The following is a 13,880-nucleotide window of genomic DNA, read 5'->3' on the forward strand; positions in this document are numbered from 1 at the left end:
ACCGCACTTTCCGCTGAGACGGATGCGGGGGCGGATGCCGAGGCATCCGGTGCCGCGAACACTCCCGACGCGACGGTCGGCGCCCCTGGCACCGCGGCGCGGCCCGTGCTCGTCGTCGACTTCGGTGCGCAGTACGCGCAACTGATCGCGCGGCGCGTGCGCGAGGCGAACGTGTACTCGGAGATCGTGCCGCACACGATCAGCGCGGCGGAGGTCGCGGCGAAGAACCCGGCCGGCATCGTGCTCAGCGGTGGCCCGTCGAGTGTGTACGAGACCGGTGCGCCCGCGCTCGATCCGGGCATCGTCGAGCTCGGTGTGCCGATGCTCGGCATCTGCTACGGATTCCAGGTCATGGCGAAGCAACTCGGCGGCGAGGTCGCGAAGACCGGCCAGCGCGAGTACGGAGCGACTCCTGTCGCGGTGAGCGGCGACGGCGGCGACCTGCTGGCCGGGCAGCCCGCGACCCAGACCACCTGGATGAGCCACGGCGACTCGGTCGTGCGCGCGCCGGAAGGGTTCTCTGTGCTGGCGTCGACGGCGTCGACGCCGGTGGCCGCATTCGCCCACGACCAGCGAAAGCTCTACGGCGTGCAGTGGCACCCCGAGGTGAAGCACTCCGAGTTCGGCCAGCGCGTCATCGAGAACTTCCTGCATCGAGCGGCCGGCATCCCGGCCGATTGGAACGCGGGCAATGTCATCGCCGAGCAGGTCGAGCGTATCCGCGCCCAGATCGGTGACGGGAAGGTCATCTGCGGACTCTCCGGTGGCGTCGACTCGGCAGTGGCCGCAGCGCTCGTGCACAAGGCGGTCGGCGACCAGCTCGTCTGCGTGTTCGTCGACCACGGGCTGCTGCGCAAGGATGAGCGCCGCCAGGTACAAGAGGACTACGTCAAGGCGACGGGCGTGCGCCTGGTGACGGTCGACGCCGAGCAGCAGTTCCTCGACGCGCTCGTCGGCGTGAGCGACCCTGAGCAGAAGCGCAAGATCATCGGGCGCGAGTTCATCCGCACCTTCGAGCAGGCCGAGCGTGAGCTCGTCGCCGAAGCGGCCTCGGAAGGGGAGCCGATCCGCTTCCTCGTGCAGGGCACGCTCTACCCCGACGTCGTCGAGTCGGGCGGCGGCAGCGGCACGGCGAACATCAAGAGCCACCACAATGTCGGCGGGTTGCCTGAAGACTTGCAGTTCGAGCTGGTCGAACCGCTGCGCACGCTGTTCAAGGACGAGGTGCGCGCGATCGGCCGCGAACTCGGGCTCCCCGAGGAGATCGTCAACCGTCAGCCCTTCCCGGGCCCTGGTCTCGGCATCCGCATCGTCGGCGAGGTGACGAAGGACCGTCTGGAACTGCTGCGGGATGCCGACGCGATCGTGCGCGAGGAGCTCACCGCGGCGGGGCTCGACACCGAGATCTGGCAGTGCCCGGTCGTGCTGCTCGCCGATGTGCGCTCGGTGGGTGTGCAGGGCGATGGACGCACCTACGGTCACCCGATCGTGCTGCGCCCTGTCTCGTCTGAAGACGCGATGACCGCCGACTGGACGCGGTTGCCCTACGACGTGCTCGCGCGCATCTCGAACCGCATCACCAACGAAGTGCGCGACGTCAACCGCGTCGTGCTCGACGTCACCTCAAAGCCCCCCGGCACCATCGAGTGGGAATGACGGCGCGTTCATGAGGGCCCTTTCGGGCCCTCATGCGCCGTCATTCCCGGTTCGACGTCTCGGCGAACCGTCGCGGCTTCAACCTCGCCAACCGCACGCCTGCCAGGTCTAACCCCACGACTTGGCGGGCCCTCGGGATCGCCGAGTCCGCGTGTTCGTTCCCGGTCGGGCGTCTCGCCCGACCGTCGCGGCCGCAGGCACTCGCGACAGCACGTCTGCCAGGTGTAGCCGGGCTGGCCAGGCGAACCCGGGCTCAAGCCCTTTCGGACCCTCATGCGCCGTCCCGGCGCCCGACCTACGCGGCCTCACGCCCTCGCGAGCCCGGCGAGGGTTCGCCGCGCCGGCCCCGGTTGCAACCACCGCCGCTGCATCGAACCCCCGCCGAGTTCGAGCGGCTGCACCGGCAGAGGAGCCGGCTAGCGCTTCACCTCGACCTCGACGAACACCACTTCGGCATCCGATTCGTTGACGATGTTGTGCTCAGTGCCCGGTGTGCGGGTGTACGACGCTCCGGCCGCCAGGGTGAACGACCGCGAGTCCGCACCCCGCTCGTTGAGCACGAGCGCGCCGTCCGTCACGGGCACGACGACGTAGTCGAGTTCGTGCGTGTGCCACCCGGTCTCGGTGCCGGGTGCGAAGCGCCACCGCGTGACGCGCACTGTGTCGTCGTCGAGCTGCACTTCAGCATCCGCCTGCCGTCGTTCTGTCATGAATCAATCCTCCCTGAACGGGAAAAGGCCCGGCCGAAGCCGAGCCTTCTCTCTTGAACCATCGAGAACCTTGCACCAGTCCGGTTGAACCTGGCAGGCGTGCGGTCGCGAGTGCTTGCGGCCGCGACGGTCGGTCGAGACGACCGACCGAGTGATCAAGCGCGACGGCCAGAAATGGCCCTCGCTGGGAGCTTGATCACTCCGAACCGCGCAGGATCGCGATGAGGCGCAGGATCTCGAGGTACAGCCACACCACGGTGACCAGGATGCCGAAGGCCGCCTGCCAGCCGTAGACGCGGGGCACGCCGCGCTCGACGCCCGTCTTGATGTTCTCGAAGTCCATCACGAGCGAGTACGCCGCGAGCAGCACGACGAGCACGCCGAGCCAGGCGCCAAGGGGCAGACCGAGGAACTCGACGCTGCGCAGGCCGAACATGCCGTCGGTCACGCCGAAGATCATGAGGCCGAAGTTCACGAGCGAGAACGCCGCGTAGCCGATCATCGCGACGAGGAAGATCCGCGTGAGCTTCGGAGTGGCGCGCACCTTGCCGCTCGCGAAGAGCGCGAGGGTCACGCCGACGACCGCGAGGGTTCCGAGCAGCGCCTGCGTGACGATGCCTTCCCACATGGTCGAGAAGAGGTACGAGATGCCGCCGACGAAGACGCCCTCGACAGCCGCATAGGCGAGGATCAGCCCCCGCGAGGGCTGCTTCTTGAAGACGTTGACGAAGCCGAGCACGAGCCCGACGAGCGCGGCGGGAAGCGCTAGCACAGGCACGAACCAGCCCACCGCAGCGCCGAGCAGCAGCACACCGAAGCTGATGACGATCTTCATGATCGTGTCTTCGTACGTCATGCGCTCCGCCTCGGGCAGCACGGGGGCTGCGGGCGCGAGCGGTGCAGTGCCGGCGGGGCGGTCCTGGTCGGTCGCCGAGGGGCGGCCGTAGAGCTCGTTGAGCTGCTCCACGGTCATGCTCGGCGCCTTGCCGCTGAACGCGGGCGAGTTGCTGAATGCAGGGTTGGCCATGGCGAGGGGTCTCCTTCGATCGCCGTGCGAGTCTTCATGACAATCTATCGGAACGATGGTGTCCGGTGGCTGTGGATTCGCCTCACTCCCGCGATTTTCCGCGCAACCAGGGCCGATCCGGCGATGACTGCCATCGCCCCGGCGAGGGCGGGGAGCAGTTGCGAGTACTCGGAGAAGACGGATGCCGCGAACACTCCGTACGCGATGACGAACAGCCCCGTCACGTAGCTGCGCAGCGGGCGATGGCGCACGAGCAGCCACGCGAGGTAGGGCACGATCAGCGTCCACATCGACTGCGGTCCGGTGAGGATCAACCAGATCTGCACGCCGCAGGGAAACACGACGACGTGGCGCCGCCATCCCGCAGCCGGCATGATCCACCAGCCCACGACGTGCGCCACGGTCCCGGTGATCAACGGCAGCAGGAAGGTCGTACTGGCCGCTTGCAGCCCGATCATGCCCCCCACGATGAGCGCCGCACCCGCGATCGAGCGGCCCTGCCAGGTGCCCCAGCGCAGCGGAAGGGCCATGGTGGGCTCTGCCATCTGCCCGCCGCCGCGGGGTGGCTCGTCGGCGACTTGCTTCGGGGCACGGCGCGGCATCGCGCGTCGCCTGGTGGCGCCGCGTCTCATCCCGCCCGGTTCCGAGCTGCCCATCCCGCTCCCAGTTCTCGCGAACGCCGCCAGTTTAGGGTTCTGGTGTGCGCGCACTCGGAACCCCGCTCGTCATCGGTCACCGTGGCGCGAGCGGATACCGGCCCGAGCACACGCGCACGGCCTACCGTCTTGCCTTCGCGCTCGGGGCCGACGCCGTCGAGCCTGACATCGTCGCGACGCGCGACGGCGTGCTCGTGCTGCGCCATGAGAACGAGATCTCGCAGACGACCGACGTCGCCACGCGTCGCGAATTCGCCGACCGCCGCACCACCAAGTCGATCGACGGCGAGTCGGTGACCGGCTGGTTCACCGAGGACTTCACCTGGCCCGAGCTCGCGACGCTCCGTGCGGTGGAGCGCCTGCCCGGCATCCGCAGCTCGAACGCCACCTTCGACGGGCTCGACCCGATCATGCGGTTGAGCGATCTCCTGCCACTCATCGATGAGGCGTCGGATGCCGCCGGCCGGCCGTTGCGACTCGTCGCCGAGCTCAAGCACGCGACCTATTTCGAGTCGATCGGCCTGCCCCTCGATGAGCTCTTCGCGACGGAGGTCGCAGGTTGGGTCCGTGACGAGACGCTGATCACCGAATCGTTCGAGCAGTCAGTGCTCGACAAGCTCATCATTCGAGGAGTGCCCGGCAAGAAGATCTACCTGCACGAAGCGACGGGGGCCGCCGCCGACCTCGTCGCGCGCGACGGTCGCTCGGCCCGCACGTACGAGCAGCAGCGCAGCGAGGCCGACCTCGCCGAGCTGGCACGGAACGGCATCCATGGCATCAGCGTCGACAAGGCGGTGCTGCTCGAGGATGCCGCATCCCGGCAGCCGCGAGGCCGTGGCTCCGGCGAGCCGGCATCTTCAATAAGGCTCGGCGGCCTCACCCGAGAGCCCCTCACCGGTCGCGCCCTGGTGGAACGAGCGCACGCTCACGGGCTCGAGGTGTACTCCTGGACGCTTCGCCCCGAGAACCGCTTCCTCCTGAAACGGCACCGCGGCAAGGGCAGTGCGGCCGACTGGGGCGATTGGCGCGCGGAGTTCGAGGCCGTGCTCAGCACCGGCGTCGACGGCGTCTTCGCCGACCACCCCGACCTGGTGCTCGATGCGATCGAGCGTTCGCGGCTGTCGCGCGACGAGCGGCTCAGTCGCACGAGTCGGGAGCGAACCGGAGACTGAGCACCGACAAGGCGACCGGTGCTGGCGGAGGCAGGGAGCGGACGGATCTTCCCGCAGCCGACCTCAGGCGGCCAGTCGGGCTCATTGTCGGCAGGGGTACCTAGACTTGACGGCGCAATGACCTTCATCCTCGACGGCGTCACCACCCCCGAAGAACGCCTCCTCAGCGGTTTGAACCCGCAGCAGCGCGAGGCCGTGCTCTACCGCGGCGAGGCGCTGCTCATCGTCGCCGGCGCCGGTTCGGGCAAGACCAGCGTGCTCACTCGTCGGATCGCCGGCCTCCTCCAGGCCCGTGAAGCGTGGCCGAGCCAGATCCTCGCCATCACCTTCACCAACAAGGCCGCGAACGAGATGCGCGAGCGGGTCGAGGCGATCGTCGGGCGCGAGGCCGCCGACGGCATGTGGATCTCTACCTTCCACTCGGCGTGCGTGCGCATCCTGCGTCGCGAGGCCGAGACGATCGGCTACACCAAGACGTTCACCATCTACGACTCGGCCGACTCTCGCGCGCTCATCAAGCGCATTCTCAAGGAGACGGATGCCGACACGATGGGGTTCACGCCTGGAAGCGTGGCGGCCCGCATCTCGAAGCTCAAGAACGAGCTCGCCGACGTCGACAGCTTCGCCCGACAGGCGAACTTCAACGATCCGAAAGAGGCGCTCTTCGTCGAGATCTTCCGGCGCTACAGCTCGGAGCTCGAGCGCGCGAAGGCGTTCGACTTCGACGACCTCATCGCGCAGACGGTCTACCTGTTCCGTGCGTTCCCGAAGGTCGCGGCGCTCTACCAGCGTCGCTTCCGGCATGTGCTGGTCGACGAGTACCAAGACACCAACCACGCTCAGTACTCGTTGATCAGAGAGCTGACCCGACCGGTCGAAGCGCATGTCGCAGCAGAGCTGGAAGCCGAGCAGGGCTACTCCTCGAGCCAGCGCGCGGCCGACGGCGCCATCCCAGCGGCGTCGCTCACCGTGGTCGGTGACTCCGACCAGTCGATCTACGCCTTCCGTGGTGCCGACATCCGCAACATCGTCGAGTTCGAGCGCGATTTCCCAGGCGCCAAGGTCATCCTGCTCGAGCAGAACTACCGCTCGACCCAGAACATCCTCGACGCCGCCAACGCGGTGATCTCGAACAACTTCGACCGCAAAGACAAGAAGCTGTTCACGACGGTCGGCGGGGGCGACAAGATCGTCGGCTACACCGGCTACTCGGGGCACGACGAGGCGCAGTTCGTCGCCGACGAGATCACGGCGCTGCACGACCGCGGTGTCGACTACCGCGACATCGCGGTGTTCTACCGCACGAACTCCCAGACGCGCGCGCTGGAGGAGATCTTCATCCGCTCGGCGATCCCGTATCGGGTGCTCGGCGGCACGAAGTTCTACGAGCGGGCCGAGATTAAAGACGCGATGGCGTATCTGATCACCGTGGCGAACCCCGACGACCCGATGGCGCTGCGCCGCATCATGAATGTGCCCAAGCGGGGCATCGGGCCCGCCACCGAGGCGGCCCTGCAACTGCACGCCGACACCCGCGGCATCACACTGCGCGAGGCGATGCGCGAGGCAGACCAGCTCGGGCTCGGGCCGAAGGTCACCGGTGCGTTGCGAGAGCTGGCAACCCTGCTCGACGAAGAGATGGAGCGCGCGCCGCGCACGCCCGTTCCCGACACGCTCAAGGCGCTGCTCGAGCGCAGCGGCTACCTCGAAGCTCTTCGCAACTCACGCGACCCGCAAGACGAGGCGCGCGCAGAGAACGTCGAGGAACTGGTCGCGGTGACGCGAGAGTTCCAACGCAGCACCCCCGATGGCACGCTGCTCGACTTCCTCACCGAGGTATCGCTCGTCGCGGCCGCCGACGAACTCGATGACTCCAGTGGCACCGTCTCGCTCATGACGCTGCACACCGCGAAGGGGCTCGAGTTCGACGCGGTCTTCATCACGGGCGTCGAGGAAGACCTCCTCCCGCACCGGATGTCGGCCTCGGAGCCCGGCGGCCCCTCCGAGGAGCGAAGGCTCTTCTACGTAGGCATCACCCGCGCCCGCAAGAAGCTCTACCTGTCTCTTGCAATGACCCGGGCGCAGTTCGGCGATGTGACAGTGGCGATGCCCAGCCGCTACCTGCAGGAGATCCCCGCCGAGCTCATCGAGTGGAAGCAGTCGCCCGGCATGGCGAACTCGCGCGGCGGCAGCCAGCCAAGGGCGCTCAATGCGCGCCGCGAGCGCGGCTTCAACCTTCGCGACTCGCTGCCGCCCGCGCCTTCGAAGCCGCGCGTGAAGACCGAGTGGACCAACCAGGTCACGGGCAAGATGCGCGACAACGGCGACCTCACGCTCGCAGCGGGCGACCGCATCCGCCACACCGACTTCGGCGAAGGCCGCGTCACCTCCGTGAGCGGGCAGGGCGCGAAGTCGATCGCCGAAGTGCAGTTCGACCAGGTCGGCCGCAAGCGACTGCTCATCAAGATCGCGCCGATCGAGAAGCTCTAGGCGTCCAGTTCGTCAATCCGGGCGGGGTGGACGGGCCTCCACCGTCACGGGCCGTGGCGCGCTCAGCGGCGGGGGTAAACTGGCCCGCGGCCCATTTGTCTCGACATCGAACTATCTCGAGGTCAAGACACTGGAAGATCATCGCCCTCGACGGAGCATTGGAAGAGCACTGTGGATCTTTTCGAGTACCAGGCCAGGGACCTCTTTGAGTCCTACGGCGTGCCAGTACTGCCCGGCCTGGTGGCCGACACCCCCGACGAAGCGAAGGCTGCGGCCGAGAAGCTCGGCGGCACGGTCGTCGTCAAGGCGCAGGTGAAGACCGGCGGCCGCGGCAAGGCCGGCGGTGTGAAGGTCGTGCACAACCCCGATGACGCGTATGCCGCGGCAGAGCAGATTCTCGGGCTCGACATCAAGGGACACGTGGTCAACCGCGTCATGATCGCGGCGGGCGCGCGCATCGCCAAGGAGTTCTACTTCTCGGTGCTGCTCGACCGGGCGAACCGCTCCTACCTCTCGCTCTGCAGTGTCGAGGGCGGCATGGAGATCGAGCAGCTCGCGGTGGAGCGTCCTGACGCGCTCGCCCGCATCGAGGTCGACCCGCTCACCGGCATCGACAAGGCCAAGGCTCTCGAGATCGCCAAGGCTGCTCGCTTCGATGACGACCTCGTCGAGAAGGTCGCGGATGTCTTCGTGAAGCTCTACGAGGTGTACAAGGGCGAAGACGCCACCCTCGTCGAGGTGAACCCGCTCGTGCTCACCGAAGACGGCGAGCTCATCGCGCTCGACGGCAAGGTCACCCTCGACGACAACGCCGAGTTCCGCCACCCGAAGCACGAGCAGCTCGAAGACAAGTCGGCTGCCGACCCGCTCGAGGCGAAGGCCAAGGAGCAGGACCTCAACTACGTGAAGCTCGACGGTGAGGTGGGCGTCATCGGCAACGGCGCCGGCCTGGTGATGAGCACCCTCGACGTCGTCGCCTACGCGGGCGAGAACCACGGCGGTGTGAAGCCGGCGAACTTCCTCGACATCGGCGGCGGAGCGTCAGCAGAGGTCATGGCTGCGGGCCTCGACGTGATCCTCGGCGACCCGCAGGTGAAGAGCGTCTTCGTGAACGTCTTCGGCGGCATCACCGCCTGCGACGCGGTTGCGAAGGGCATCGTCGGTGCGCTCGCCGAACTGGGCTCGACCGCCAACAAGCCGCTGGTCGTGCGACTCGACGGCAACAACGTCGAGGAGGGCCGCCGCATCCTCACCGAGGCGAACCACCCGCTGGTCACCCTCGCCGCGACCATGGACGAGGGCGCCGACAAGGCTGCCGAGCTCGCCCACAACGCTGCCTGAACGAGAAACGGACTCCGGAACAATGTCAATCTTCCTCAACAAGGACTCCAAGGTCATCGTCCAGGGCATCACGGGCGGTGAGGGCACCAAGCACACGGCACTCATGCTGAAGGCCGGCACCAACATCGTCGGCGGCGTCAACGCCCGCAAGGCCGGCACCACGGTGCTGCACGGTGACAAGGAACTGCCGGTGTACGCGAGCGTCGCCGAAGCGATGGAGAAGACCGGCGCCGACGTGTCGATCGCGTTCGTGCCGCCGGCATTCACCAAGGACGCGATGATCGAAGCCATCGACGCTGAGATCCCGCTGCTCGTCGTGATCACCGAGGGTGTGCCCGTCGGCGACACCGCTGAGGCATGGGCGCACGCGAAGGCCAAGGGCAACAAGACGCGCATCATCGGCCCCAACTGCCCGGGCATCATCACGCCCGACGAGGCGCTCGTCGGCATCACCCCGGCGAACATCACGGGCAAGGGCCCCATCGGCCTGGTGTCGAAGTCTGGCACCCTGACCTACCAGATGATGTACGAGCTGCGTGACTTCGGCTTCTCGACCGCCATCGGCATCGGCGGCGACCCCGTGATCGGCACGACGCACATTGACGCACTCGAGGCGTTCGAGGCCGACCCCGAGACCAAGGCGATCGTCATGATCGGCGAGATCGGCGGCGACGCCGAGGAGCGCGCGGCCGAGTTCATCAAGGCCAATGTGACCAAGCCCGTGGTGGGCTACGTCGCAGGCTTCACCGCGCCCGAGGGCAAGACCATGGGTCACGCCGGCGCCATCGTGAGCGGCTCCGCCGGCACCGCCCAGGCGAAGAAGGAAGCGCTCGAGGCCGCAGGCGTGAAGGTCGGCAAGACGCCGTCCGAGACCGCGCAGCTGATGCGCGAGATCCTGCAGTCGCTCTAAGCACACACAGGGTCGGGTTCACCGGCTGTCGACCGGATGCCGGGGCCGCGAGTTCGCGCCCCGGCATCCGTCATTTCCGCCCAGACCGGACTCGCCATCGAGATGCCACGAAGTGCACACGATCCGCAGCATTCGTTGCAGTTCCTGTCATCTCGTCGCGTCGTCTCCCGGCTGGACGCCGCGGAGCAACGGTGAGGCGACAACGGCACCGGGTGTCACCGCGCGCCGCGCGGAGAGAGCACCGCGCGGGGGTTAGGGTCGAGCGCGTATGAACCGCCGCTTCACCATGCTTCTGGCCGCGTTCGAGACCGCGGTCGTGGTCGCCGTCGGGGTGGCGATCCCGCTCGCGGTCACCACGGTGCTCTGGGGCTTCCACTTTCAGCTCGCCCTCGGCTGGGACGTCTTCTGGCGGGCCGCCGTCGATCTCTGGCTGGTCGGCCACGGCGTGGACGTGCTCGTCCGAGTCGATCCGGAACTCGCCGCGTCGATGGGGATCGCGGAGGGGGATGCCGCCTTCGTCGTGACCATCGCGGCGCTCGGCTTCGCGCTGCTCACGGTATTGCTCGCGCTCCGAACGGGCCGGCGCATCGCCGAGACCCCGCACCGGTTCATCGGAGAATCGGTGGCGCTCGGCACGTTCGCCCTCTTGTCGCTGCTGCTGACGGTGAGTGCCGACTTCCCGGCGGTCAGCCCCTCGCTCTGGCAAGGTCCGCTGCTGCCCACGGTGGTGTTCGCGATCGGCCTGTTCATCGGGTCGACGCGAGAGAGGCTGCGCAACCCGGCCGAGCAGCACGGCAGCAGCATCCGCGATTGGATCGACGACTGGCCGCCCACGGTGAGGGACGTCGCGGCATCCGCTCTCCGCACCGGCGCCGCCGCCGCGGCCATCGTGGTCGGGGTGGCCGCTGTCGCTCTGGGAGTGCAGATCGTCACGCACTACGCCGAGATCATCCGTCTCTACGAGGCCGGACAGACCGGCATGCTCGGAGGCGCGGTGGTGACCTTCGCCCAGCTCGCGCTCCTTCCGAACTTCGTCATCTGGACGGCTGCCTGGTTCATCGGCCCCGGGTTCGCCATCGGTGCGGGATCATCGGTCGGTCCGCTCGGCACAGCACTCGGCCCGCTGCCGACAGTGCCGGTGCTCGGAGCGCTGCCGACCGGCGAGCTCGAGTGGGGTGTGCTGGGACTCCAGGTTCCCGTGGTAGCGGGGTTCCTCGCAGGGGCGCTCACTGTCGTGACCTCGCGTGATCGTGCTCCGCTCATGCACCTGGCCGGGGGAGCGGGAGCGGGCATCGTGGCGGGTCTCTCGCTGGGTCTGCTCGCCTGGGCGTCCGCTGGTTCTGCGGGGCCCGGACGGCTCGCCACGGTCGGCCCCGACCCGCTCGCGGTCGCGCTGTGGGCGGCCTTGGAGATCGGCGTGGCCGCCGCGCTGGGGAGCCTCGCGACCGGGTTCGCGCGTGATCGCCGCCGCATGAGCAGCGAGGCCGTGCCGCTAGGCTAGAACGGTGTTGCGCCTGGTCGTCCTGATCTCCGGCGGCGGGTCGAACCTCCGCGCGTTGCTCGACTCCGCAGCGGATGCCGGGTTCCCCGCGCGCATCGTCGCGGTCGGCGCCGACCGAGACGCAGGCGGGCTCGCGCACGCCGAGGAGTTCGGCATCCCGACCTTTGTGGTCGCGCCATCCGGGTTTCCGACCCGCGAGGCCTGGGGCGAGGAACTGCTCGAGCAGATCCAGCGATGGCAGCCTGATCTCGTCGTGCTCAGCGGCTTCATGCGGTTGCTGCCCGAACGGATGGTCGCGGCGCTCAGCCCGGCGCTCATCAACACTCATCCCGCCTACCTGCCCGAGTTCCCCGGCGCGCACGGCGTTCGCGACGCGCTGGCCGCCGGAGTGGTCGAGACGGGCGCATCCGTGATCGTCGTCGACAACGGAGTCGATACGGGGCCGATCATCGCCCAGCAGCGCGTGCCAGTGCTGCCGGGCGACACGGAAGCCACCCTGCACGACCGCATCAAGCCCGTCGAGCGCGAACTGCTTCGGCAGGTCATCCTCGACATCGCCACCGGCCGTCTCGAATTGAAGGAGCTCGCACGATCATGAGCGCGCCTCGTAGCCAAGATCCAAGCCTCTACCGCGACCGCGACGTCGTGCCGGTCAAGCGAGCGCTGATCTCCGTGAGCGACAAGACCGGTCTCGCCGACTTCGCGGTCGAGCTCGCGAAGGCCGGCGTCGAGCTGGTGTCGACCGGCTCCACCGCCGCCACCATGCGTGAGGCCGGCGTGGACGTTCGCGATGTGGCCGAGCTCACCGGGTTCCCGGAGTCGCTCGACGGCCGTGTCAAGACGCTGCACCCCGCCGTGCACGCCGGCATCCTCGCCGACCTGCGGCTCGAAGATCACGAGCGCCAGCTGGGCGAGCTCGGAATTGAGCCCTTCGAGCTCGTCGTGGTCAACCTGTACCCCTTCACCGAGACGGTGATGAGCGGGGCCGCCGACGCCGACGTCATCGAGAACATCGACATCGGAGGCCCGACGCTCGTGCGCGCGGCAGCGAAGAACCACGCGAACGTCGCGATCGTGGTCGACCCCGAGGACTACGCCGAAGTGCTCGATGCCGTGCGTCAGGGCGGAACCCCGCTCGGCCTTCGGCGGCAGCTCGCCTCGATCGCCTTCGACCACACCGCCTCGTACGACGCCGCCGTCGCGAGCTGGTTCGCCGCGAACGTGTACGACCCGTGGGAAGAGCTCGACGAGGTATTCGAAGACGCCGACCTCGAAGCGGACGTCGAGGGCGAAGAGTCCGACGACACCGGGTGGGGCGACGGCATCGGCCTCGACGCGGAGCTTGGTCAGGTGCTGCGCTACGGCGAGAACTCCCACCAGTCAGCCGCCCTCTACGTGGGCGACGGCGCCGCCGGGATCGCCCAGGCGGTGCAGCTGCACGGCAAGGAGATGTCGTACAACAACTACGTGGATGCGGATGCCGCGCTGCGCGCAGCGTACGACCACACCCAGCCGGCGGTCGCCATCATCAAGCACGCCAATCCCTGCGGCATCGCGATCGGCGACACGATCGCGGCGGCTCACCGGCTCGCGCACGAGTGCGATCCCGTATCGGCCTTCGGCGGAGTGATCGCCGCGAACCGCACCATCACGCGTGAGGCGGCGGAGTCGATCAAGGACATCTTCACCGAGGTCATCGTCGCCCCGGGGTTCGAGCCGGGAGCGCTCGAACTGCTCACGCAGAAGAAGAACCTGCGCCTGCTGCAGCTTCCCGACGACTACGAGCGCGACGAGCTCGAGCTGCGTCAGATCTCGGGCGGGCTGCTCGTGCAGGAGCCCGACGACCACTTCGCCCCGGCCTCCGAGTGGACGTTGGCGACCGGTCGACCGGCGGATGACGCAACCCTCGCCGATCTTGAGTTCGCGTGGCGAGCGGTGCGCGCGGTGAAGTCGAACGCGATCCTGCTCGCCTCGGGCGGAGCGTCGGTCGGTGTCGGCATGGGCCAAGTGAACCGGGTCGACTCCTGCCACCTCGCGGTGCAGCGCGCCGGCGCTCGCGCGGCGGGCAGTGTCGCGGCATCCGACGCGTTCTTCCCGTTCGCCGACGGACTCCAGGTGCTCATCGACGCGGGTGTGAAGGCGGTGGTGCAGCCCGGTGGGTCGGTGCGTGACGCCGAAGTGATCGAGGCCGCCGAGAAGGCTGGCGTGACCATGTACTTCACGGGCGAGCGCCACTTCTTCCACTGAGGGGGCACTGAGCGCTGCACTGAGCGCGGCACTGCGCGCTGAACTGAGCTCGGCGCCGAGCGCTGCCGAAAGCCGCACTGAGCGGGGCTTGTCGGCACCCCTGCGGACTCGATAAGCTGATCGGCTGCTGCCGCGCGTCCGCGACCGAAGGACGCCCGTCAGCAGGCGGG

Annotated in this window: 11 protein-coding genes; 8 read left to right on the forward strand and 3 right to left on the reverse strand. The window is 68.3% G+C overall.

Annotated elements, in window-relative coordinates:
* Positions 1 to 105: 105 nt before the first annotated feature.
* A complete protein-coding gene (gene guaA, locus QF206_RS06595) occupies positions 106 to 1,656 on the forward strand; it encodes a glutamine-hydrolyzing GMP synthase (protein WP_281488598.1) in 1,551 nt (516 codons plus the stop codon).
* Between the two features lie 416 nt (positions 1,657 to 2,072).
* On the opposite strand, the gene QF206_RS06600 is transcribed toward guaA, so the two are convergent.
* The 3 genes from QF206_RS06600 to QF206_RS06610 form a co-directional block, all read right to left on the reverse strand.
* On the reverse strand, positions 2,073 to 2,366 hold the full coding sequence (locus tag QF206_RS06600) for a cupin domain-containing protein (protein WP_281488415.1): 294 nt from the start codon (positions 2,364 to 2,366) through the stop codon (positions 2,073 to 2,075).
* 196 nt (positions 2,367 to 2,562) lie between these two features.
* Complete coding sequence (locus QF206_RS06605; protein WP_281488416.1) at positions 2,563 to 3,393, reverse strand: Bax inhibitor-1/YccA family protein; 831 nt, start codon at positions 3,391 to 3,393, stop codon at positions 2,563 to 2,565.
* A 44-nt stretch (positions 3,394 to 3,437) separates the two neighbouring features.
* Positions 3,438 to 3,938, reverse strand: a complete 501-nt coding sequence (locus QF206_RS06610) for a hypothetical protein (protein ID WP_281488417.1) — start codon at positions 3,936 to 3,938, stop codon at positions 3,438 to 3,440.
* 155 nt (positions 3,939 to 4,093) lie between these two features.
* Between QF206_RS06610 and QF206_RS06615 the strand changes: the two genes are divergently transcribed.
* The 7 genes from QF206_RS06615 (at position 4,094) to purH (ending at position 13,710) form a co-directional block, all read left to right on the forward strand.
* Positions 4,094 to 5,221 carry a glycerophosphodiester phosphodiesterase family protein gene (locus QF206_RS06615; RefSeq protein ID WP_281488418.1) on the forward strand — a complete coding sequence of 376 codons (1,128 nt, stop codon included), beginning with the start codon at positions 4,094 to 4,096 and terminating at the stop codon, positions 5,219 to 5,221.
* A gap of 117 nt (positions 5,222 to 5,338) precedes the next feature.
* Positions 5,339 to 7,711 carry an ATP-dependent helicase gene (locus tag QF206_RS06620; protein ID WP_281488419.1) on the forward strand — a complete coding sequence of 791 codons (2,373 nt, stop codon included), beginning with the start codon at positions 5,339 to 5,341 and terminating at the stop codon, positions 7,709 to 7,711.
* Positions 7,712 to 7,882: 171 nt separating this feature from the next.
* A complete protein-coding gene (gene sucC, locus QF206_RS06625; protein WP_281488420.1) occupies positions 7,883 to 9,052 on the forward strand; it encodes an ADP-forming succinate--CoA ligase subunit beta in 1,170 nt (389 codons plus the stop codon).
* A gap of 22 nt (positions 9,053 to 9,074) precedes the next feature.
* Positions 9,075 to 9,962, forward strand: a complete 888-nt coding sequence (gene sucD, locus QF206_RS06630; RefSeq protein WP_281488421.1) for a succinate--CoA ligase subunit alpha — start codon at positions 9,075 to 9,077, stop codon at positions 9,960 to 9,962.
* 268 nt (positions 9,963 to 10,230) lie between these two features.
* Complete coding sequence (locus QF206_RS06635; protein ID WP_281488422.1) at positions 10,231 to 11,463, forward strand: cell division protein PerM; 1,233 nt, start codon at positions 10,231 to 10,233, stop codon at positions 11,461 to 11,463.
* Between the two features lie 4 nt (positions 11,464 to 11,467).
* Complete coding sequence (purN, locus tag QF206_RS06640; RefSeq protein WP_281488423.1) at positions 11,468 to 12,061, forward strand: phosphoribosylglycinamide formyltransferase; 594 nt, start codon at positions 11,468 to 11,470, stop codon at positions 12,059 to 12,061.
* Entirely contained in the window at positions 12,058 to 13,710 is a 1,653-nt protein-coding gene (gene purH, locus QF206_RS06645) for a bifunctional phosphoribosylaminoimidazolecarboxamide formyltransferase/IMP cyclohydrolase (protein WP_281488424.1), read from the forward strand. The genes purN and purH overlap by 4 nt, the downstream gene beginning before the upstream one ends.
* The last annotated feature ends 170 nt before the right edge of the window (positions 13,711 to 13,880 follow it).

The sequence above is a fragment of the Ruicaihuangia caeni genome (assembly GCF_029952955.1).
In the GTDB taxonomy this organism is placed as follows: Bacteria; Actinomycetota; Actinomycetes; order Actinomycetales; family Microbacteriaceae; genus Ruicaihuangia; species Ruicaihuangia caeni.

What these genes read in the sequence shown, in the direction of transcription:
- QF206_RS06600 (WP_281488415.1), bottom strand. Translation starts at nt 2,366, where the DNA reads ATGACAGAACGACGGCAGGCGGATGCTGAAGTGCAGCTCGACGACGAC.
- QF206_RS06620 (WP_281488419.1), top strand. Translation starts at nt 5,339, where the DNA reads ATGACCTTCATCCTCGACGGCGTCACCACCCCCGAAGAACGCCTCCTC.
- QF206_RS06605 (WP_281488416.1), bottom strand. Translation starts at nt 3,393, where the DNA reads ATGGCCAACCCTGCATTCAGCAACTCGCCCGCGTTCAGCGGCAAGGCG.
- purH (WP_281488424.1), top strand. Translation starts at nt 12,058, where the DNA reads ATGAGCGCGCCTCGTAGCCAAGATCCAAGCCTCTACCGCGACCGCGAC.
- QF206_RS06610 (WP_281488417.1), bottom strand. Translation starts at nt 3,938, where the DNA reads ATGGCAGAGCCCACCATGGCCCTTCCGCTGCGCTGGGGCACCTGGCAG.
- QF206_RS06635 (WP_281488422.1), top strand. Translation starts at nt 10,231, where the DNA reads ATGAACCGCCGCTTCACCATGCTTCTGGCCGCGTTCGAGACCGCGGTC.
- sucD (WP_281488421.1), top strand. Translation starts at nt 9,075, where the DNA reads ATGTCAATCTTCCTCAACAAGGACTCCAAGGTCATCGTCCAGGGCATC.